Here is a 21,466-nt window from a genome sequence, read left to right on the forward strand (position 1 = left end):
TGTAAAATAGGGTGAGTGCAAAATTATGGATGTTACTTTTATATTGTTCTTTGTAGGGGAGACCTTACACATCCATCAAAGTAAGAGTGAAAGTAAACTGAGCTTGCGAAAGGATAACGCTTTTTTATATTTGAGGGTATTAAAATTAACTTTAAAGAATGTATGCGATATGTTTTTCGTTCGGATAATTATGAAAGTTTATAGAAATGAATGTTAAAACAGTTTTTATTTACACTGATAGGACATAATTATATTCCAACTACAAATATTGATACGTCTATTAAATGGTATACTCATAACCTTTATTAAGGTAACGAGTTAGAGTTTTTCGTAACAAAAATGAACAAAGGGATTTTGCTCTTTGGTTGAGCTAATACAAATGAATAAAAGGTTTACTCTTCGTAAAGAAAATTAGATTTAAAATAAAGGTAAAAAACGGTACGGACATTGCCATCCGTATTTTTTTATGAATTTATAAAACTTTTCCATACAGCGCGTCGTCTAATATATGGGAAGGAGGAAATGATGTGGATGAATTAACGGTAGAAGCGTTTGAAATAGAAGATAAGGAACTCCTTATCGATGAAATAATGAACAAGTATGGACAAGAGGTCTTACAACTTGTGTATTCATATGTGAATAATAAAGAGGTTGCGGAGGATTTAACGCAAGATATATTTGTGAAATGCTATAAATCTCTTCATACATATAAAGGGAAGTCGAACTTAAAAACATGGTTGTGGAGAATTGCCATTAATCATTGTAAGGACTATATAAAAAGTTGGTATAACAAAAAGGTAATCGTGACAGAGGATGAATCTGCTTATATTGAGGTTCAACATGATAGTGTCGAGCAAACGGTTATTCAAAATGCAGAGGATAGTAGGTTGGCTTCTGCAGTAATGAGTTTACCGATAAAATATCGCGAAGTGATTTATCTATTTTATTATGAAGAGTTATCAATTAAAGAGATTGCGATTGTAATAGAAGTGAAAGAAAACACGATAAAAACAAGACTGAAAAAAGCGAAGGAACTATTGAAGAAAGGATTGGAGGAATAATCAAATGGAAGATCGATTAAAAGGCATGCGGAAATCAATGGAGAATACAACTTTTAAACATTTGAGTTTTTCTGATCAGCATCGAAAGCGGGTACGTGAAAAAATCAATCAATCGTCCGAAAAGGAAGAAGATATCCTTTTAGCAGTGTTGCAACTTCTTATGAATGAAAAAACTGGTTATGAATTGATGCAGTTACTGAGGGGGAGAGGGATTCAAAAATTCGAAGGCGATGAAGGGTCTCTATACACTTTATTACATCGTCTAGAACAGAATCGCTTTATCCAATCTAGCTGGGATCATGAGGGAGCTAAATATTATCAATTAAATGATAAAGGAAACAAGATGCTACGAAAGGCAGAGAAGAATGCTACGAAGGCACGATTTATATTAAAAGGCTTAGTACAGGAGTGAGGCGAAATTGAATAAAAAAGGGGAGCGTTTTGTAAGCGAAGTTACCAATCATATTAAATCAAAAGAAGCAAAGAGCTTTGTAGCAACTGAACTAGATTTTCACTTGAAACAGGCGAAGAACACGTGGGTAGAGAAAGGGTTAAGTGAGGAAGTTGCTGAAAATAAAGCTGTGGAACAAATGGGAAGTCCAATTAAATTAGGGCAGGAACTTAACAAACTCCATAAGCCAAAGGTTGATTGGTTTTTAATTATTTTATTAGTGGCTTCTATGGGGTTAGGTTTTTTACCGATAATCGCTCTTGGTCATACGAATGTTTTATTAATGAATAAAGTAATTTTTGTGATTCTCGGCATTGCAACAGCTATTGGGATGATGTTGCTTGATTATCGGAAGTTAGAACGAATTGGGTGGCTGTTTTATACAATTGGAATACTTATCTTGTTAGCTATAAAATGTTTTCCGACTATTTCTGTGAATGGGGAAGCGTTAATAAAAATTGGTCCCATCAAAATTGACTGTTTAATGACAATACCATTCTTTTTTCTAGCCTGGGCTTCATTTTTTAATAACAGTAGATTAAAGTTTATACATCTTTTCATGCTGTACGTATTTTCTTTATATCTATTTTTAACTACATCAATTATGGTGCCAATTTATATTTATATTACGATGGTATTCGTTATGCTTTGGTGGAGTAAGTTAGGAAAGAAAACGGCATGGCTCATTACGATGTTACCAATTTTTCTCTTTATTATTAGGGATCTATTTTCCTGGTCTGCTGTAAAAGAATACCGGATGGCTAGAATTTTAGGGTTTTTAAACCCAGAGCATGATCTATGGTATTTACGTTTAAAAGAGGCGATGTCGTTGGCAGGTTGGTTTGGTACATATGGAAATATAAAGTCTATCCCTGCTGCCCATACTGATTTTGTATTCGCTAGTTTGACTTACTATTATGGATATGTGCTTGCGCTAGTTCTTGTCATTATTCTTTCTCTTTTTGCAGTAAGAATAATGAACATAGCTTATAAAATAAATGATGGTTATGGTAAATTACTTCTCGTTGGCGGAGTGACTCTTTTTGTAATCCATTTTATTTGTAACGTTGGCATGATTTTAGGATTATTACCGCGTGCTTCTATATCATTACCTTTTATTAGCTACGGATTGATACCAACTCTATTTCATGCATTTATAATGGGGATTGTGCTGAGTGTATATCGACGTAAAGATATGTCGTTTAGAATGAGAAAAACACCTTGATACTTATATAAGTTGCATGTAAAAGAGTGCATTATTATGATCAAGTATAGACGTAAATAGATAGTAGAAGAGGGTTATCATAAATAACCCTCTTTTCGTGTTTAAATAAGTGAACTCGCTTTAATAGAAGTACATAATTCAGAATGAGGAATTGATTCAGCGAGTTGTTGTAAATAGGTGTATTCTTCCGCATCTTTTTCAAAAGTGTTAGGATCTAATAAAGGTGAAGATAGAAGTACATCAATCGTAAGTATGTCTGAATCATGGGACAAGATGTTATAACCGGCAAATACAGGTCGTTTTAAGTCTTTTACTTTTTGAATCATCTCATGGAATTTCGCAACACTTATATTGATTTGTGCGAATGGAAAGCATTTTTGGGTAGGATTCTCGATGGTTTTAAGATAATATTTTAGTTAGAAGCTATTTAATTAGTGTTTATAAATAGAGGATAAGTTCCTCAGGAAAATAATAATAAAATTAGTAGGAGTAAGGTATGGAAGATATATTTTTTATGGCACTTTGTTTTTTTATATCCTGTGGAATTATATTATTTGGGATTAAAATAGATAAAGAAACTTTTAAAGAGCAGCGTATGAATTCATTAATATTTTCTTTATTAACCCCCTTTCCAATCGTGCTGTCCTTAAGTTTTTATTTGTTTAAAATTTTTGCTATTGGTGTAGGATTAGCGATATTATATTCGATTTCCTATGATGTATATAGTTATTTTTGGTTGTAATTTATTAACAAAGGAAGAAGAGCTGATAGCAACTCTCCTTCCTTTGTTTTTAAGGTGTAAATCCTGCATAAAAAAGAAACACCTTGATTAGTATCAAGGTGTTGTAATAAGCTCAAAACTCTCCGAATTAGCCCCAAGTATAAAAGGACTAACCTCACCAACGCTATATAGCTGTAATTCATGCATCGCGCGCGTACAAGCAGTGTAGAACAATCTGCGTAGATTTTCATCACTGTACACATCTTGAGATGCATCGTAAATAATAACAGCATCAAATTCGATACCCTTTGCTAAATAAGCAGGGATGATAACAACACCTTGTTCATATTCAGCAGAGGTGCTCTTCACAAGTTTAATATCTTCAATGCTACTAAGTGCTTCATATGCACCGGCGCTTTCAGCTGCAGATTTACATATAATTGCGATCGTATTGTGCTGTTGTTTTTGTAGTTCGGCAACTTTGGCAGTAATATGTTCGTGCAGTTCGTTGTAATCAGCTACTTTCGTCACTGTAGGTTTCTCGCCGTCACGTTCAAAGGCGTGAATGTTCTTGCCTTCCGGTACGAGATATCGTGTAAATTCAATAATTGGTTTTGTTGAGCGATAGCTACGAGTTAAGTTGATGCCGTTTGTTTCATCTGGTCCATATAAGCTAGTAAGTGTATTGAAATTCACTGTTTCACTTGCGTGAGCGAATATTGCTTGGTTAAAGTCTCCGAGTACAGTCATTTTTGCTGCAGGGAAGAGACGTTTTAAAAACTCGAACTGAAACGGAGAATAATCTTGCGCTTCGTCTACGAGTACGTGTTTAATTGATCTGTTCGTTTGGAAGCCTTCAATTAATTCTTTTAAAAGTAAAAATGGAGTCGCATCCTCGTAATGTAGCTTTCCTTCATCGAGCATGTTCACCGTTAGCGAGCAAATGTCGTCCCATTCTTTCGTTTTTTCTCCAGTAACCCATGATGCATCTGTGAAGAGTTGTTTATATATTCCAGTGAAATTGATGAAACGCAATGTTTGGACGCCTTTACGAAGCGGCTTCAATTTTTTACGGACAATCATACGTCCAAGTACTTTCGTTTCTTTCTCATAATCATTAAAGGAGTTGTCTTCAAACTCTCCTTTTTTCTGTAAGTATTTATAAGCTTTTTGATATTCATCTTTACTAAGTAGTTCAATTTCTTCTTCTACCCAAGGTTTTTTTAGTTCTGCCTTTTCGATCGCATCTATTTGTTTATTTAGCCACTCCGTTAATTTCTCGATTCTATTATGGAAGCGGAGGGAGGAATCAGTATTATAAAATTGCTCTGCGATTTCTTTAGCAGAGGCAATCAGTTTTCCTCTAAATTTCATTCCTCTAAATAACATGCCTGAAGATTCAAGGGATTGTCTATACGTTCTAATCATTTCGAAAAATTGAGTGGATGCTTTAAAGCGAATGCTCGCATTTCTAGTTTTATAGGCAGGGCTATTCGTTTCAGTCAGCATATATTCTAGTTGTTCATAAGGGTCCTCAACGTCAAATGACTTACTGAGTCTATGGTTTAAATATTCCTGGAATGTCACTTGCTGCATATTCTCTTCACCGAGTTCTGGCAATACGTTAGATACGTAGCTGTTGAACATGGAGTTAGGGGAGAAGAGGATGATTTGATCTGCTTTTAACCATTCGCGATATTTATATAGTAAATAGGCAATTCGCTGCAAGGCAGCCGACGTTTTACCACTACCAGCAGCTCCTTGAACGATAAGCAGTCGCCCTTCATCGTGACGAATAATTTCATTTTGCTCGCGCTGAATAGTAGCAACGATACTTTGCATATGTTTGTTTGTACCTTTTCCGAGCGCTTGTTGCAGGATTTCATCGCCAATTGTAAGGCTCGTATCGAACATAGAATCAATCTCGCCATTTTGAATAATGTATTGCAATTTCTTTTCCACATTACCGTGGATTACGCCCCCTGGTGTACTGTATTCAGCCGGTCCTGGTGGATAATCGTAGTAGACACTCGAAATAGGTGCGCGCCAATCGTATATAAGAAAGTTTTCTCCGCTTGCATCGGTAAGGGTAGCGACGCCGATATAAATTTTCTCTGCATCAAATTCTCCTTCTTCTTTAAAATCGATTCGTCCGAAGTAAGGTGCTTTATGCATACGTCGTAGTGCGGCAAGTCGATTAAAGGTGTGCTTATGGGTGATTTGTGTTACGGCTAGTGACTGAGCTTGTTGTCTTAAGTTGATAACTGTTTCAAGATAATCATCAAAAGTATCAGTGTTAACTTTAACATCATCCCAGAAGTGTTTACGAATGTTGATTACTTCTGCCCGGCGTCTGCCGGTTTCGCTTTCCAGTTTATCAATTTGCTCCGTAATAGTTTCTATTACGCTATCCAATCGTTTTTGCTCTTGATCAAGTTTTTTGTTCATACGTAAGCGCTCCTTTAAAAGTGAAAAATAGAGGTTGACTGAAGATGTGTTTTGGTGTACAATTAAGATACGGATAAATACATTCTGATGTTATTAACGAATGCGTTTCTGTACTAATTTAACATAGTTTTTTAATTTAATCAATGATAATAAGATAAACCTTGGTTCCGCATGCGCGAATCGAGGTTTTTTTGTTTTTCTTTAAGAGGGGACTGCAAGCATTGTCAGTTTTTGTCGGTAAGTCGATATAATTGAAAAATCGCCGATATAATTAGAGTTACGGTCGATATATTTTGAAAATCGCCGATATAATTAGAGTTACGGTCGATATAATTGAAAAATCGCTGATATAAATAGATCTATAGTTGATCGATTTGAAGAACCAATCACATAATTTCATTAACCGAATCTGGATGTAACGTATCGCGAAGAGAGAACATACAAAAAAGCTCGGGCTAAGCCCGAGCTTTTCATTATTTCTTTGCGTCTTTTTTAGCGTCAGCTTTTGGTTCTTCGAAAAGATCTTTCAAATCTTTGTCGTCAACTTTTACGTCAGCTTTTTTGATTTCTTTCATCATAAGATCGTTCATAAATTGAGCGTCTTGTGTTTTTTCTTGAACTACTTCTTTTTTGATGTCAGCTTTTGCTTGATCGAAAGTTTTGTCAGCATGAGTATCTGTTAGTTTAATGATATGGTAACCGTATTGTGTTTTTACAGGTTCACTTATTTCATCTTTTTTCAGCTTATGAGCTGCTTCATCGAATTCTTTTACCATTTTACCTGGTCCGAAGAATCCTAAGTCGCCACCTTTTTCTTTTGAACCTGGATCTTCAGAGTATTGTTTCGCTAACTCTTCGAAAGATTTACCTTGTGCAAGTTCTTCTTTCACTTTTTTAGCAGTCTCTTCATCTTTTACAAGAATATGGCTTGCTTTAATTTCTTGCTTATAGTCCTCATATTTTGCTTTTAAATCTTTATCAGTAATTGATTTTTCAATCGCTTGTTCTTGAGCTAATGAAGCGCGAACACCATTTTTAACTGTTTCTTCTTTAAGACCTTGTTGTTTCAATAGTGTATCGAATTGGTCACCGACTTGCTTTTTCATTTCATCGTACTTTTTGTCTACTTCTTTGTCATCGACTTTGTAGTTTTTGATAAGTACTTTTTCCATAACCATGTTATTTAGTACTTGTTTACCAGCTTGTGTCTTCATTTGATTGTAGAACTCTTCTTTAGTGATGTCACCAGCTTTAGATGTAACAATTTTGTCTGATGATGATGTTCCACATGCTGATAATGCGATTACACTTGTTGCGGCTAAGGCAAGCATAGCTTTCTTCATTCAATAAACACTCCTACTATTATGTATTTTTAATTTATCCCATACAAATGAAGAAACGCCTTATGATAGGTTATTTTCGTTCATAAGAACCCGATTAAGTCTCACTGATGTCTTTGCTTTTTTATATGTAAAAGCACGCTTAACAGGGCTTAGCGAGGCTTTGGGATAAAGTTTAGATGCGTGTCGTTTATTTCATAGTATAAGCAATATGTACAAAATTTAATATATCATATTTCGACTCGTTTTCCTATTGATAAAGAAATTTTAACCAGTTTGTGTCAGATTTTGAAGGGGTACCATATTGGGCGCATGTTGCATATACAGAAAAGAGGAGGGGATGGGGGATGAATTCTCAACTTATTTTATTACTTGTACTGTTTATTTTATTGGTTATAGTAGGTATAATTTGCTTATAGAGGAAAAAAATGAGGAAGGGGCTTTCCTTCCTCACTTTCCATGAAATATAATTTCTATATAACTAGAAATTAATAGAATGGTAATACATACATTAATAACTCGAAAGACACCTGGCTGGCGGCTCGCAGATATTTGTTTTCGCTCACACAGTGTATGTGTCATGAAATTCGTGTAAAATATAACAAGAAGTGCGAATGCGACAAAAACAACGGTTATAAGAGTCATGAGGCGAGACCTCCTTTTGGCTAAAATACATATACTTTATATATTGTATCATACGATATTTTGTTCGTGTTACAAAATTCAGAAATAGAAGACTTTGTGTTAGGAAGCGAGGGAGAAAATGGACGTTGTAAGAAGACTAGAACAAGCTGAATATTACGTAGACCTACTATTTAAAATGATTGATGAAGAAAAGTGTCCATTTTATTCTTTAATCATAAAGAAAAAAGCTCGTAAAAAAGATATTGAACGTATACTAAATATTTGTGAAAAGCTGAACGAACAATACGCAAAGGAGAAAGCAGAAGGCTTTCTATTGTTCGATGCGCTGTTAGATCAATTTGAAAAAGCGCTTCCACATCAGCTCGAAGTAAACGAAACTGCGGAAGCGCTAGTAAAGCAAGGCTTATTTGTGCCACTTATGAATGAATTTTTACGCATGATTGCGAAAAGATAAAAAGATTATTTTTTAACTAATTTTTGATCAGTCTCCGTAAAGTTCTCCTCAATATTCTCTAATGATTTCTCAAAAATATCGATGAAGTCTTGTCCGTAAATATTACGCAGGATTGCGATAAGTTCGATATTTTCTGGGAACTTACCGTAAAAATTACGAAGTGCAAGAGCCCCATTAAACACAGAATTATTTTCAGGATCATACTCCTCCATTAAGCGAAGTAGTAATTCTTCCCCTTTGTCTGTAATTTCAATGTACGTATTTCGTTTATCATCTTCTTTTTTCGAGAATACAAGATAGCCGCGTTCTTCTAGCTTTTTAGAGAAGTTAAACGCCGTTGATACGTGCATAACTCCAAACTTAGCAATCTCAGAAATAGAAGCCCCTTTTAAATGATAAGCGATTGATAAAATGTGATGCTCGTTAATGTTTAAATCGTAAGGTTTAATCCACTGTTGCCAATCTTTCTCTACGCATTTCCATAACGCTTTCGATAATTGAGCAATGCGTTGGCTGAAAATCATCGCTTCTTTTACCGAGTAATCTTTTTCTCCACTTTTCATTTACTCACCCACTTTAACATTCTTTTTCATTACTATCTATTATGCCAGTAAAATAAAAATTAATAAAGTCTTTTTGTGAGAATTGTGAAAATTTTTTGGAAAAATGACAATCTATACAAATCATGCATAACTATGGAAGCGTTTTATGAGTCGAGAATACATGTGTTGTCTTTACATGTTAAGGGATAACAGATATTGTAAATGCATAAAAACACGGCATATCTATGTGATATGCCGTGTCAAGGTCAATTTGTATAAAAAATATTTGTTATATGCAAAAAACTAAGCAGGAATATGTTTACGCTTTTTCGGGAACGGCTTCTTGTAGTTTCTCAATTGACTTTTGAATGTCTAAAATTTCTTTTTCGATATGTCGTTTGTTTTGAGAAATATCTTGTTTCCAGTTAGAAAGCGTGTCTTGCATATCGTCTTTTAGTTCTTGAAATACTTCTTTACCTTCTGAAGCAGTTTCAACGATTTGGCGCTTTAACAACTTCGTATCAGCTGTAATATCAGCTAATGTCTTTTTAATATCAGTTCCTTTTTCTTTCAGCTTACCGCGCATAGCTTTACCAGAAGAAGGAGTTGAGAAAAGAACGGCTAGTCCAGCAACTGCTCCGCCGCAAATTACACCTGTAATAAAGGATTTAGCTTTTGACATAAAAGGAAACCTCCTTATTTTTCGTTCGTATTCATGATGTATAAAACTGTGCATATCTTTAAGACATGAGGAAGAAAAGTGAACTTTTCTCTCTTGTACGTGCTATGCACAAAAAATCATATCCTCGGCATTTTTTGTGAAGAAACAAGCCAAAGGGTATATATGCCAAAGGGATAGGCTTGTTATGTATTACTTCTTATTATAGTGGCACTATTTCACACTATTTGCAATTGTACTTGCGATGTTTTGTAAATTTTCCATAGTGTATTCATTTTGGTGTGATTTCCAAACAGCACCGAAACCATCGTTTTCACCGTAGCGTGGAATTAAATGAAGGTGGAAGTGGAATACAGTTTGTCCAGCTTTCTCGCCGTTATTGTTAAGCAAGTTGAAGCCAACTGGATTAAATTCTGCTTTCATTGCATTTGCGATTTTTGGAACGACAGCAAAAATGTGTGATGCGATTTCTGGCGTTAACGCAAAAATGTCTTGTTTGTGAACTTTTGGAATAACAAGGGTATGTCCTTTTGTTACTTGACTAATATCTAAAAATGCAAGCACATGTTCATCTTCGTATACTTTTGAACAAGGAATTTGCCCGTCAATAATTTTACAAAAAATACAATTGTCCGCTGTATGATTCATCGATCTCATCCTTTCAAATAGCCTTAGCCGTATTTTACCATAATTACATAGTAGAACAAACACGAAAAACAGGAAGCTGACTCAGCTTCCTGTTTTCTGAAGAGGGATTGAAAAAGCATTTTTTATAATTTACGGTTCGCAGACACCTCATTTATTTAAGAAATGCACGGTAAATCGGCTAAAGTTTCTGCCGTAGACACCCCATTTTCAAGTGAAATGAATTGCAATCTTTTTTTAAAATGAAATTGTTTATTTTTTAAAACAGTATATGCTCTTTCGGAGACACCCCGTTTCGAAAATGAAACAAATTATCTGGTTATGTGTAAATTTCATTGTCCAATTTGGACACCCCATTTCATGATGACTTCACTGTGTTGTTATACTCATCAATTGGTGGTTGCTTTTTCAATGTGTTCCTTCCTCACTAATTATGATGTCCGCTTTCGTAAAAATATATGCTAATAAATTTAAATTTTTTTTGGAGGCATCGATACTATGTAGTACAGCGCCATTTTTGGTAAGATGAATATAGAATGAATACTAATGAAGAAAGTGGTGTCGTATGAGCGAGTTATTGCGTGTAGAAAATGTTACAGGAGGATATACGAAACGACCTGTACTGCAAAATGTTTCGTTCTCTGTTAATAAAGGCGAGCTTGTCGGCTTAATCGGTTTAAATGGAGCTGGTAAAAGTACGACAATTAAACATATCATCGGTTTAATGGAACCCAAAAAAGGAACTGTCACAATTAACGGGAAAACAATTCGTGATGATATGACAGCGTACCGTTCTAGTTTCTCTTTCATTCCAGAAACGCCAGTATTATATGATGAGTTAACGTTAGAAGAGCATTTGAAATTAACAGCGATGGCGTACGGTGTAGATGAAAAACAATATGAAGAACGCGTAGGACAACTATTACAAGAATTTCGTATGAAAAATCGTTTAAAGTGGTTTCCATCTCATTTCTCAAAAGGGATGAAACAAAAAGTAATGATTATGAGTGCATTTTTAGTTGAGCCATCCCTTTACATTGTGGACGAACCTTTCGTTGGGCTTGATCCGTTAGCGATTCAATCGCTTCTTCAAATGATGGATCAAATGAAAAAGAGTGGTGCAGGTATTTTAATGAGTACACATATTTTAGCGACAGCAGAGCGCTATTGTGATTCATTCATTATTTTGCATCAAGGTGAAGTGAGAGCGATGGGAACATTATCAGAACTTCAATCCGGGTTTAACATGCCTGGTGCAACGTTAGATGATATTTATATTGCATTAACAAAGGAAGAAGATTATGAATAGCACAGCATTATGGAAAGAACGATTTCGGCACTTTCTAAAAGAAGTTCGTACATATAGTAAATACGTATTTAATGATCATTTGAAATTTATTTTCATATTTATCATCGGCGCAGGAGCGTATTATTACCAGCAATGGTTACAAACGTTAACATCTTCGTTTCCGACAGCGCTCGTTATGGCAGTCTTACTTGGCCTCGTATTAACAGCTGGATCCATCCAAACGTTATTAAAAGAAGCGGACCTCGTGTATTTGCTGCCAGTTGAAGAAAAGTTAAAGCCTTACTTTACAAAGGCATTTCTCTTTACGTTTATGATTCAGTTATACATAATCGCAATCGTAGCGGCTGCGCTTGCCCCGTTATATTTCCAGCAAATGAAACAAACAGGAGCGGCTTACATATGGATTGTACTCGCATTCGTCATTGTAAAAGCGTGGAATTTATTCGTTGCGTGGGAAAAATCATTTTTAACAGATCAAAGCGTTCAAAAAACAGATTGGTTCATTCGTTTTATCTTAAATGGATTATTTGTGTATTTCCTTGTAGAACGTACTTCAGTCATTTTTACTGGTGTAATTGTCTTTTTAATGGTGCTATACCTTGCTGTTATGCATCAGAAGGTGAAGGGAAAGCCGTTGAACTGGGAGTATTTAATTTCTGAAGAAGGTAAAAAAATGATGCTGCTGTACCGCATTGCGAATATGTTTGTTGATGTACCGGAGTTAAAAGAGAGAGTATCACGTAGGAAATGGCTTGATTTTATCCTTTCGATGATCGGTGAGAAGCGTACATATTTATACTTATATACGAGAACATTTTTAAGATCTGGTAACTATTTTGGCTTATATGTGCGCCTGCTCGCTCTTGGAGGAGTTATTCTTTACTTTATTCCATTTTTATATGGACGATTTATCGTAAGCCTTGTTTTCTTATACTTAATCGGTTACCAGCTCTTAACCCTTTGGAAACATTACCGTATGAAAGTTTGGCTTGATTTGTATCCAGTAGAGGAAGACGAGAAGAAGGAAGATTTTCTTACTTTATTAAATGCGATTCTTATTATCGGCAGTGCTGTATTTACAATTTTATTTGCACTTGCGACGAAAGATTTCATTATGACCGGCATTTTATTTGTAGTAAGCATATTATTTAGTATTGGTTTCGTTTATCGATACAGTGCGAAGCGCATTGAGCGTTTAAACTGAAAGGAATGAACCTATGATTACGTATGAAGAGAAGGTTATAAAAGAATTGGAGCAGTGGAAAGCTACATTCATGAAAGATTCTTCTATGATGACACGGTTCTCAAAAAAAGTGCAGACGAAAGTACAACAGCTCATTCCGGCGAAAGTACAAAAAGTATTAACAGAAACGATTCGGATGATGGTGCAAACGATTAGTGCCGGATCAAATTTTATAAAGCCGAAATTAAAAGAGACGAACTGGTCACTGCAAAGACGTGATGATGAAGTCCGTAAAAAAATGGATGAGTACAAAAAAATAGCAGCAGCAGAAGGAGCAGGTACGGGAGCTGGTGGTATTCTTCTTGGTCTTGCTGATTTCCCGCTTTTACTTACGATTAAAATAAAATTTTTATTCGATGCAGCAACATTGTATGGATTTGATACGAGTAACAAAGAAGAACGCCTCTTTATCCTTCACGTGTTCCAACTTGCTTTTTCAAGTGACGACCACCGAAAAGAAGTATGGAAAGCAATTGAAACGTGGGATACAGAAGAAGAAAATCATATGGACTGGGAAAAGTTCCAAACAGAGTACCGAGACTATATCGATTTAGCGAAGATGCTGCAGCTCGTCCCAGTAATCGGTGCCCCGGTCGGCGCGTATGCGAACTATCAATTACTGCAAAGGCTTGGGGAAGTGACGATGAATTGTTATCGTATGCGATTGCTTAATAGAAATTAATTTGTTTTATCAAAATAGAAAAGCCTCTTAAATGTGTAATTTAGGAGGCTTTTCTATTTATTATTTTGGCTGTTTTCGTAGATATTGTTGCTTTTGATACAAAAACGAAGAGGGGCTTTACCCCTCTTCGTTCCTACTTCCTCATCGAACTTCCTATGACCTTACCTGATGGTTCGTCCACGAGTCTATTTATATCGCCTAACAACTCTCGCTGTTTAGCCGGAATGGTAACGAGTGTTACTTCTTTTCCTTTGAATGACGCATCATCGAGTTGATATTTGGTTGTATCCGCTATTACCTTGCTGACTTTGGCATCTTTCCAACTGCCATCCACTTCATTTTTCTCTGCTTGCGATAACGAGTTCCAAACCAATTCCCTTACATCCTTTGTCGTTTGTACCGTTTCTGTTTTCGGGGTTTCGTTGGTTTTTGTTGTTCCACAACCGCTTAAAAGGATGGATACGCAAGTGAATGCAGATACAATCATGCCGATTTGTTTCTTCAAGATGCAAAACTCCCTTGATCGCATAGATACTTCTATATTCCACGCCCTGACACATATCCCTTCTTCACACTAAGATATATCAATATACGATATTTCGGGATTGGCTCATACACATCTCAAAGAAGAGACACTATCAAAGTTCGCTCGTTGACACACTTGCAGAAGCAAGAGCGTTGTTTGTTCCGACTTTGGCATAGTCCTCAATCACTTTTTTTTAATTTTTATTCATATTTTTTATTCTTTTACCAATAATATACAAATAAAGTTACTTGAGCTTACTTTACTGTATTTAGGGGTGCAAAATATGAAAGTATCAATTTTTATCACTTGTGTTGCAGATATTTTTTATCCAGAAGTAGGAAGAGATGTTGTGGAAATTCTTGAAGATTTAGGGTGTGAAGTCGATTTTCCGAAAACTCAAACTTGCTGCGGACAACCTGCTTATAATAGCGGGTATGTGAAAGAAACAAAAACAGCTGCAAAACATATGATTGAAGCCTTTGCTAGTTCAGAATATGTTGTGGCGCCGTCGGGATCTTGCGCTATGATGGTTCACGAGTTTTCTAGCTTGTTTTCTGAAAGTGAAGCTGAATGGAAGAAAAAAGCGACTGAACTTGCGAACAAAACGTATGAATTTACACAATTTCTCGTTGAAGTATTAAGGAAAGAAGACTTAGGTGCGGTGCTTCATAAAAAAGCAACAGTTCATACATCTTGTCATATGAGCCGATTAATGGGGATTAAAGAACCGCCACAAAAATTATTAAAATGTGTAAAGGGATTGGAAGTTGTTTCACTGCCGCATAATTATGATTGCTGCGGATTTGGAGGGACATTCTCGGTGAAAATGCCAGAAATCTCTGAGCAAATGGTTGAGGAAAAAGTAAAGCATATTATGGAAACCGGTGCGGACTTATTAATTGGGATGGATTGTAGCTGCTTAATGAATATAAAAGGACGTTTAACACGTAATGGTTATCCAATTGATGTAAAACATATTGCTCAAGTATTAAATGAAGATCGAAAATAAGAGGGGGATAAAGAGATGGGAATGAAAATTGGGAACGATCCCTTTCATAAGCGTACTGAAACAGGCATTGGGGATAAATTTATGCGACAGGCTGTCAGGAAAGCGCAAGATGGTCTTAGAGTCAAGAAATTAAAAGCGACTGAGAGTCTTGGGAACTGGGAGGAATGGCGAGCTTTAGGAGAAGAAATTCGAAAGCATACATTAGAAAACCTTGATTATTATTTACATCAGCTAAGTGAAAATATTGAGAAAAACGGTGGTTTTGTTTATTTCGCAAAGACTGCAGAAGACGCAAGGGAATATGTAAAAGAGATTGTAAAAAAGAAAAATGCGAAAAAAATTGTGAAATCAAAATCGATGGTAACAGAAGAGATTAGTTTAAATGAAGCGATTGAAGAAGCTGGGGCGGAAGTTTTAGAAACAGATCTTGCTGAATTTATTCTACAAGTGAATGACCATGATCCTCCCTCGCATATTGTTGTCCCGTGTCTTCACAAGGATAAAGAACACATTTGTGAAATATTTAAAACAAAGTTAAATTACACTGGAACATCTGATCCTACGGAAATGGCGAGGTTTGTAAGAGATTATTTACGTGATGATTTTTTTGCAGCGGATATAGGGGTGACTGGATGTAACTTTGCTGTTGCAGAGTCTGGATCGATTTCTATCGTAGCAAACGAAGGAAATGCAAGACTTACTACGACACTTCCGAAAACGTTGATTACAGTTATGGGGATGGAACGTATTGTTCCGACATGGGAAGAGCTTGATGTTTTAGTCACACTTCTATGCCGAAGTTCTGTAGGACAAAAGTTAACAAGTTATATTACAGGGTTAACAGAGCCCGGCGGAACAGATGGACCTGAGGAATTCCATTTAGTCATTGTTGATAATGGTCGTTCCGATATTGTAGGAACAGAATTCCAAAGTGTCCTTCAGTGCATTCGTTGCGCGGCATGTATTAATGTGTGTCCTGTATACAGGCATATTGGTGGACATGCATACGGCTCTATTTATCCAGGACCGATTGGAGCTGTGTTGACACCGCTTTTAGGGGGATATGATGAATATAAGGATTTACCTTATGCATCTAGCCTTTGTGGAGCTTGTACAGAAGCGTGTCCAGTGAAAATCCCGTTACACGATTTATTAATTAAACATCGCAGCCGCATCGTAGAAGAAAAACAATCGCCTGTAGCTTGGAACGTAGCTATGAAAGGTTTTGAAAAAGTGGTGAAGAGTCCCAGATTATTTTCTTTTGCTGCGAAGAGCGCTCCGTATGCATTAAAACCTCTCGCAAAAGGAGATAAAATTGAGCGCGGCATTGGGCCGTTAAAAGATTGGACGGACGCGAGAGATTTTCCAGTTCCGAAAAAACAACCGTTTCGAGAGTGGTTTGAAAAACACGTAAAGGAGAACGATGATGGCCATCCAAAATCGTGAGGAATTTTTACTCCAATTATCAGAAAAGCTTGGTAGGAAACGTCCAGAAGCAGTGAAAAAACCAAACTGGTCTGTTTCCCCGCAGTGGAATGTTTTTAGCGGACTTTCGCAAGAAGAACTTGTATTACAGTTAATAGAACATTGCGAAGTCATTCATACAGAAGTAAAGCGAACAACAAAGGAAAATCTTGTTGAAACATTGGGGTCTTTTATAAAAGATTGGAATATCAAATCTGCTATGTATGCGAATGATGAGCGCTTTAATGAGTATGGTCTTACTCCATTTTTCAAAAATGAAGGTACAACACATTTTCGTGCATGGGGATTAGATGATAAAGAAGAGGACATAAAATTTGCGAAAGCTGCTGACCTTGGCATTACGTTCAGTGATATGACTCTAGCGGAATCAGGAACCGTTGTGTTATTTAATGATGGGTTAAAAGGAAGGCATGTTAGTTTGCTTCCAGAGTCATATATTGCAATCGTTCCTAAAAGTACGATTGTACCAAGGTTAACCCAAGCTACAAAACTGATTCATGATCAAAGTAAAGCGGGAGAAAACCTGCCGGCTTGTGTGAACTTCGTTTCGGGCCCGTCAAATAGCGCGGACATTGAAATGAACCTTGTCGTAGGTGTACATGGGCCGATCCGGACAGCGTATATTATTGTGGATGATCAATAATGATTTACGGTTACGAGTTGAAATATAGATGAAACTTTTTACCGTTTATCTAAATAGGAATTGATCTGTTTTATAAAAAAGACATCCTAAATCACACATTTAGGATGTCTTTTTTGTTCTAATGATTAATGTTTAAAAGGAAATTTTCAGATTGTCTTTTCAGTGTTTTAGGCTGAAATTAGTAGTAGAGATAGAACCGATATTATACTCTCCACCCCCATATTCTACACCTACTCCAAACGTTTTGCTTTTATCTCCTTTAACATGTCCATCTATAAAAACAGTTTGAAAATCATTGGGGGAGAACTCATGTCCTGTAATTACTACATCTAGCTCCTCTCTTTCTTTAAAATATTTAATGGTTACCTCTTCTGCTTTTGCTACTATTTCTTTTTCTTCATTTGTTTTATTATTCATACTGCATCCTCCTAAAAGTATAAGTGTAAGGATAATGAATAATCTTATACTATATTTTTTCACGAATAATCACTCCATTAATAGTGCGTTATATTCCTCTTCAATAAATTTTATATTCACTGAACATTGTGTGGTAAAGTATAAAGAAAAGGCACTTTAAAAGAGTGCCTTTTCTTTATTATTTTAAATGTAAATTTTCACTTGTAGAGATAGAACCTATCGTATATTCATCTTCACCGTATTCTATTGTAATATTAGATGTTTTGATTTCATCATTTTTTATATAGCCGGAGATAAAGATACCTTGTAAATCACTTGGACCAAATCTATAATCAGTGATTACTACATCTAAGTCTTGTTTTTCTTTGAAGTATTGGATTGTTCTTTCTTGTGCCTTTTCAACTATTTGTTGCTCTTCATTTTTTTTTATCCATAGTACATCCCCCTAAAATACTTAAAATAAATATAAAGAGTAGAAAAAAACTAATTTTTTTGATTGTAATATTCATATTTATCATCCGTAAATGTTATCTTAATTATAAAAATATATCAAATGTTGTAGGAGAAAAATGTTTTGAGTAATAAAAATGAAGTTTTAGATTCTACTTTTTATCAATTGGCAGACACTACGTATAAATCTGATAAAGATATTGAAGAAGAAGTTGTTATTACCAATAAAGATGATTGAAGTTTACAAACATAGGAAAAGGGAGACACATTCCACGATAAACCAGAATGGACGCAGTGGTCTTTGAACGAGATATAAATGGGAAGAGGCAAGTTATGGTAGCTTTCTAGGGGACAGAAGGGGACAAAATTATCGAGAAAATCTCTTTAGGCGTTCCGATGAAGCTAGGGAAGGTATGAAGGATTTAAAAACAGATACAAATCATTTTGTTAAGAAAAAAACTTCATATGCTAAAATATTTTACGTAAAAAAGACACCCTAAGGTGCCTTTCTCCGACTTGAATCCTCTTAAAGTTGTATGTATTGTGCTTCATCAAAATGTTATTTTTCTGGATCTAAACTAATTGATTCCACTTTGTAATTGTTTTCATAATCAATGGTTGCTGTAGCTTTTCGATTTTCATTTCCCTTCTATGTTTACATCTATTTTGATGGTGGGTGCTTTTTAGTTTTTCTTTCTTATAAGGAACACTCCTGAATTAAAGAAGCAAACTTAAATAGTTATGTTGAAGTGAAACTATTAGATTTAGTGTTTTAAATCAAAACCTTCAGATGTGGAAATGGAACCGATGTGATAATCATTAGCGAATTCAACATCTGCCGAAAATTTTTTATTTTTAGCATCTTTCACATGTCCTGAAATCCAAACACTTTGAAAGTCCTTCGGGGCAAATTTATGTTTAGTAATCACTACATCTAGATTTTCTTTTTCTTTAAAATATTTAATAGTTGTTTCTGTAGCCTTATCTACTATTAGTTGCTCTTCTTTTTTATTATCCACAGTACACCCTCCTAAAGTAGCAAATACAAAGATTAAAAGGAAATAAAAACTAATTTTTTTGAATTTGATAACCATTTTCTCCCTCCAATGATGTTATCCTAGTTATTAGGATATACCATTTTTTACAAGGGGGGAATATTTTGAAAGAAAATAATAAAATTACAGATGAAACTTTTTACCGTTTATCTAAAGAGGCTTATCGAAATGATAAGGATTTAGAAGATAGTATTAACATTAAAAATGCTGAAGAGGGTACGGTACAAACATGGAAAGTAGGAGAAACATTCCATGACAAACAAACCGGAATGGATGCAGTAGCCTTTGAACGAGTTGTCGATGGGAAAAAGCAAGTAATGGTAGCTTTCCGCGGTACAGAAGGAGATAAAATTTTTGAAAAGGATTCTTTAAAACCTGGGGAAGGAATGAAGGATGCTTTAACCGATGGCAAGTTTTTTATTAAGAGGGATGGCGTTCATGATCCGGCACCAGCTCCAAAAGCAGGAGAAAGAGGAGAAGATCCAAGAAGATATTGGAACGAAGAGAATGGGCAGTGGGAATCTCATAATCAATTCGAACAAGCTGACAGAGTCATGAAACAAGTAATGGATAAATATAAGGATAAGAATGACGTAGAAGTATATACGACAGGCCATTCGTTAGGGGGCGCTTTAGCGGAATATGTAGCAGCATCTAATGACAGTGTAAGATGTATGTCATGGAATGCGCCAAGTGCAAAACATTTGTTATCACCTGATTTACAAGAAAGAGCTAATAATGGAGAATTTAAAGGTAGAATTGTTTCAATTGTTCACGGATCAGATTCAGTCGGCTATGGTCCTTTTGGGCCATATGATGGTCACATAGGTTCAACTTATGCTGTTACACCACCTATTTCGAAAGAAGCCATTTCTAAATTATCATTAGAACAAAGACTATTGTTTGAAGCTAATCGCTTTTTGGACTCCGTAAAAGATAAACCTGGATTTCATTATCAAAATAATAAGTATTTCCCAATGGGGAAAGATGGGGATTTGTCGAGTCCATATCTTTTGAATTTAGATACAGGGGAAAGAGTATATGATTCACCTGGTAAGTTGTTAGGTGGAGGAGAAATCCACGTAGTTGTAGAGAATCTAGAACAAGCTGTAAGAGATATGAAGCGAAATGCACAAGAATTTCAAGATAGGGTGCCGAGATTAACTTCAAATATGATGGATTTATTAGAAACAGCCGAAAGTAAGCGGTTAGAAGCTACGATAAGTAATATACGTGCACATGTAGAGCATTTAAGTTTTTGGTACATACGAACAGCAACGGAAATCTCAGATTTTATTGAGAAAAAAGCCGAGGATTATAAGAGAACGGATCAAAACTATTAAGGGAGAAGTTTAAGATGCCACGAATTTATATAAATGAAGAAGCTTTGAATCAAGCCTTACAACAATTTGAGCATATGATTCAAGATTTAAATCATAATAAAAGGGTCGTAAGTAATGTTCATGATTTACTTCTTTCCAGTTGGTCGCAACTTGGAGTAGGGAAGAAGGCTATTAGTGATTTGGAATCTTTTAAAAAAGATATTGAAAGAAGAATGGAAGAATTAGAGTCTGATAAGCATGAATTAAAGAGTGCCATTGATCTATTCAAAGCGCTGGACCAAAGCTATGATTATATGGGGCCTAAATATTAGATTACAAGAAGCACTCATAAAGGTGCTTTTTGTAGTTTAACTGGATTAAAGATTATTGTAGTCATTATTAAGGAATATGATTTAAATCCATAATGTAGATTGAAAAGTAATATATAGTTTTGAATCAAACTTGCAAACGATGATTTTTTATTTTACACTTTATTTACCGACCGGTAAGTAAAAATAAAAGAGGTACAGTATGACAAAAAATTTACAAACATCGAAGCACATTGTAGAGGCATCATTTAAACTAATGGCAGAGCATGGTATTGAAAAGATGAGTCTCTCCATGATTGCGAAAGAAGTAGGTATATCAAAGCCAGCTATTTATTATCATTTTCCGTCTAAAGAAGCGTTAGTAGATTTTTTATTTGAAGAGATTTTTTCTGGATATCATTTCGTGAGTTACTTCGATAAAGACCAATATACGAAAGAAAACTTTGAAGAAAAGTTAATTGCAGATGGTTTACATATGTTGTCGGAGTATAGAGGTCAAGAAGGTATATTACGCATTATAAATGAATTCATCGTAACTGCGACGCGAAATGAAAAGTATCAGAAACGCTTATTTGAAATACAAGAAGATTTCTTAAATGGATTTCACGATTTATTGAAGCAAGGCGCGAGACTTGGTGTTGTGTCACAACATGCAACAGAAGAAAACGCGCATACGTTAGCGCTCGTTATTGATAATATGAGTAATTACATATTAATAGGATTCGATTTAAAGTATAAAGAAATTTGGATTCAAAATGTGAAAAACGTTATGAAGGAGGAATAAA

At 35.4% G+C, this 21,466-nt stretch carries 23 protein-coding genes and 3 pseudogenes; 15 read left to right on the forward strand and 11 right to left on the reverse strand.

The genetic code is table 11. The annotated features are described in order from the left end of the window. The first annotated feature begins 527 nt into the window (after positions 1-527). Genes BAU27_RS25220 through BAU27_RS25230 form a run of 3 tightly spaced genes read left to right on the forward strand, consistent with a single transcriptional unit; the run spans position 528 to position 2,737 of the window. Complete coding sequence (locus BAU27_RS25220) at positions 528-1,061, forward strand: sigma-70 family RNA polymerase sigma factor (RefSeq protein ID WP_071772344.1); 534 nt, start codon at positions 528-530, stop codon at positions 1,059-1,061. Positions 1,062-1,065: 4 nt separating this feature from the next. Next, the gene (locus BAU27_RS25225) at positions 1,066-1,473 is read left to right on the forward strand and encodes a PadR family transcriptional regulator (RefSeq protein WP_071772345.1); all 408 of its coding nucleotides are present in this window, start codon (positions 1,066-1,068) and stop codon (positions 1,471-1,473) included. 7 nt (positions 1,474-1,480) lie between these two features. Beyond that, positions 1,481-2,737, forward strand: a complete 1,257-nt coding sequence (locus BAU27_RS25230; RefSeq protein ID WP_071772346.1) for an FtsW/RodA/SpoVE family cell cycle protein — start codon at positions 1,481-1,483, stop codon at positions 2,735-2,737. A 101-nt stretch (positions 2,738-2,838) separates the two neighbouring features. On the opposite strand, the pseudogene BAU27_RS25235 reads toward BAU27_RS25230, so the two are convergent. Next, positions 2,839-3,138: pseudogene (locus tag BAU27_RS25235) on the reverse strand (hypothetical protein); the annotation flags it as partial. A 95-nt stretch (positions 3,139-3,233) separates the two neighbouring features. On the opposite strand from BAU27_RS25235, the gene BAU27_RS25240 reads away from it, so the two are divergent. Continuing rightward, complete coding sequence (locus tag BAU27_RS25240) at positions 3,234-3,479, forward strand: protoheme IX farnesyltransferase (RefSeq protein ID WP_071772347.1); 246 nt, start codon at positions 3,234-3,236, stop codon at positions 3,477-3,479. A gap of 93 nt (positions 3,480-3,572) precedes the next feature. Here the strand turns inward: BAU27_RS25240 and helD are convergent, their stop codons facing one another. The 3 genes from helD to BAU27_RS25255 all read right to left on the reverse strand — a co-directional run bounded on the left by helD (position 3,573) and on the right by BAU27_RS25255 (position 7,891). Next, positions 3,573-5,906 carry an RNA polymerase recycling motor HelD gene (gene helD, locus BAU27_RS25245; protein WP_071772348.1) on the reverse strand — a complete coding sequence of 778 codons (2,334 nt, stop codon included), beginning with the start codon at positions 5,904-5,906 and terminating at the stop codon, positions 3,573-3,575. Positions 5,907-6,379: 473 nt separating this feature from the next. Further along, a complete protein-coding gene (gene prsA, locus BAU27_RS25250) occupies positions 6,380-7,249 on the reverse strand; it encodes a peptidylprolyl isomerase PrsA (RefSeq protein WP_071772349.1) in 870 nt (289 codons plus the stop codon). Between the two features lie 447 nt (positions 7,250-7,696). Continuing rightward, entirely contained in the window at positions 7,697-7,891 is a 195-nt protein-coding gene (locus BAU27_RS25255) for a hypothetical protein (protein ID WP_000172692.1), read from the reverse strand. 118 nt (positions 7,892-8,009) lie between these two features. Between BAU27_RS25255 and BAU27_RS25260 the strand changes: the two genes are divergently transcribed. Beyond that, positions 8,010-8,345 (forward strand): DUF1878 family protein, encoded by a 336-nt coding sequence (locus BAU27_RS25260; protein WP_071772350.1) that lies wholly within the window; start codon positions 8,010-8,012, stop codon positions 8,343-8,345. A 5-nt stretch (positions 8,346-8,350) separates the two neighbouring features. Here the strand turns inward: BAU27_RS25260 and BAU27_RS25265 are convergent, their stop codons facing one another. From BAU27_RS25265 to BAU27_RS25275, 3 genes are all read right to left on the reverse strand, one after another. Continuing rightward, a complete protein-coding gene (locus tag BAU27_RS25265) occupies positions 8,351-8,908 on the reverse strand; it encodes an HTH-type transcriptional regulator Hpr (protein WP_000834921.1) in 558 nt (185 codons plus the stop codon). Positions 8,909-9,206: 298 nt separating this feature from the next. Then, positions 9,207-9,569, reverse strand: a complete 363-nt coding sequence (locus tag BAU27_RS25270) for a YtxH domain-containing protein (protein ID WP_000030296.1) — start codon at positions 9,567-9,569, stop codon at positions 9,207-9,209. Positions 9,570-9,779: 210 nt separating this feature from the next. Then, entirely contained in the window at positions 9,780-10,214 is a 435-nt protein-coding gene (locus tag BAU27_RS25275) for an HIT family protein (RefSeq protein WP_001016832.1), read from the reverse strand. Positions 10,215-10,776: 562 nt separating this feature from the next. Here BAU27_RS25275 and ecsA point away from each other — a divergent pair. Genes ecsA through ecsC form a run of 3 tightly spaced genes read left to right on the forward strand, consistent with a single transcriptional unit; the run spans position 10,777 to position 13,445 of the window. Then, positions 10,777-11,520 (forward strand): ABC transporter ATP-binding protein EcsA, encoded by a 744-nt coding sequence (gene ecsA / locus BAU27_RS25280; RefSeq protein WP_001292616.1) that lies wholly within the window; start codon positions 10,777-10,779, stop codon positions 11,518-11,520. Beyond that, positions 11,513-12,724 carry an ABC transporter permease gene (locus BAU27_RS25285; RefSeq protein WP_071772351.1) on the forward strand — a complete coding sequence of 404 codons (1,212 nt, stop codon included), beginning with the start codon at positions 11,513-11,515 and terminating at the stop codon, positions 12,722-12,724. Before ecsA ends, BAU27_RS25285 begins: the two co-directional genes overlap by 8 nt. A gap of 13 nt (positions 12,725-12,737) precedes the next feature. Continuing rightward, a complete protein-coding gene (gene ecsC / locus BAU27_RS25290; protein ID WP_071747308.1) occupies positions 12,738-13,445 on the forward strand; it encodes an ecs operon protein EcsC in 708 nt (235 codons plus the stop codon). A gap of 133 nt (positions 13,446-13,578) precedes the next feature. Here ecsC and BAU27_RS25295 read toward each other — a convergent pair whose 3' ends face one another. After that, positions 13,579-13,950: a hypothetical protein gene (locus BAU27_RS25295; protein ID WP_071772352.1), complete on the reverse strand. Its 372-nt coding sequence runs from the start codon at positions 13,948-13,950 to the stop codon at positions 13,579-13,581. Positions 13,951-14,254: 304 nt separating this feature from the next. Between BAU27_RS25295 and BAU27_RS25300 the strand changes: the two genes are divergently transcribed. The 3 genes from BAU27_RS25300 to BAU27_RS25310 are packed head-to-tail and all read left to right on the forward strand — an operon-like array spanning position 14,255 to position 17,108. Continuing rightward, positions 14,255-14,980 carry a (Fe-S)-binding protein gene (locus BAU27_RS25300; protein WP_071772353.1) on the forward strand — a complete coding sequence of 242 codons (726 nt, stop codon included), beginning with the start codon at positions 14,255-14,257 and terminating at the stop codon, positions 14,978-14,980. A gap of 15 nt (positions 14,981-14,995) precedes the next feature. Then, positions 14,996-16,426, forward strand: a complete 1,431-nt coding sequence (locus BAU27_RS25305; protein ID WP_071772354.1) for a LutB/LldF family L-lactate oxidation iron-sulfur protein — start codon at positions 14,996-14,998, stop codon at positions 16,424-16,426. Then, positions 16,407-17,108 (forward strand): LutC/YkgG family protein, encoded by a 702-nt coding sequence (locus BAU27_RS25310; protein WP_071772355.1) that lies wholly within the window; start codon positions 16,407-16,409, stop codon positions 17,106-17,108. The genes BAU27_RS25305 and BAU27_RS25310 overlap by 20 nt, the downstream gene beginning before the upstream one ends. Positions 17,109-17,267: 159 nt before the next feature. Here BAU27_RS25310 and BAU27_RS25315 read toward each other — a convergent pair whose 3' ends face one another. Together BAU27_RS25315 and BAU27_RS33030 are read right to left on the reverse strand one after the other, a co-directional pair. Further along, positions 17,268-17,588, reverse strand: a complete 321-nt coding sequence (locus BAU27_RS25315) for a hypothetical protein (protein ID WP_071772356.1) — start codon at positions 17,586-17,588, stop codon at positions 17,268-17,270. Between the two features lie 115 nt (positions 17,589-17,703). Beyond that, positions 17,704-18,034 (reverse strand): annotated as a pseudogene (locus tag BAU27_RS33030) (hypothetical protein). 220 nt (positions 18,035-18,254) lie between these two features. Between BAU27_RS33030 and BAU27_RS33650 the strand changes: the two are divergent. Next, positions 18,255-18,433: pseudogene (locus BAU27_RS33650) on the forward strand (lipase family protein); the annotation flags it as partial. A 306-nt stretch (positions 18,434-18,739) separates the two neighbouring features. On the opposite strand, the gene BAU27_RS25325 reads toward BAU27_RS33650, so the two are convergent. Continuing rightward, positions 18,740-19,069, reverse strand: a complete 330-nt coding sequence (locus BAU27_RS25325; protein ID WP_071772357.1) for a DUF1433 domain-containing protein — start codon at positions 19,067-19,069, stop codon at positions 18,740-18,742. A gap of 65 nt (positions 19,070-19,134) precedes the next feature. Between BAU27_RS25325 and BAU27_RS25330 the strand changes: the two genes are divergently transcribed. The 3 genes from BAU27_RS25330 to BAU27_RS25340 all read left to right on the forward strand — a co-directional run bounded on the left by BAU27_RS25330 (position 19,135) and on the right by BAU27_RS25340 (position 21,465). Further along, positions 19,135-20,373 carry a lipase family protein gene (locus BAU27_RS25330; RefSeq protein ID WP_071772358.1) on the forward strand — a complete coding sequence of 413 codons (1,239 nt, stop codon included), beginning with the start codon at positions 19,135-19,137 and terminating at the stop codon, positions 20,371-20,373. Positions 20,374-20,387: 14 nt separating this feature from the next. After that, complete coding sequence (locus tag BAU27_RS25335; protein WP_071772359.1) at positions 20,388-20,684, forward strand: hypothetical protein; 297 nt, start codon at positions 20,388-20,390, stop codon at positions 20,682-20,684. A gap of 199 nt (positions 20,685-20,883) precedes the next feature. Beyond that, positions 20,884-21,465 (forward strand): TetR/AcrR family transcriptional regulator, encoded by a 582-nt coding sequence (locus BAU27_RS25340; RefSeq protein WP_071747313.1) that lies wholly within the window; start codon positions 20,884-20,886, stop codon positions 21,463-21,465. Position 21,466 lies beyond the last annotated feature (1 nt).

The organism is Bacillus sp. NH11B (assembly GCF_001884205.1).
GTDB lineage: Bacteria > Bacillota > Bacilli > Bacillales > Bacillaceae_G > Bacillus_A > Bacillus_A proteolyticus.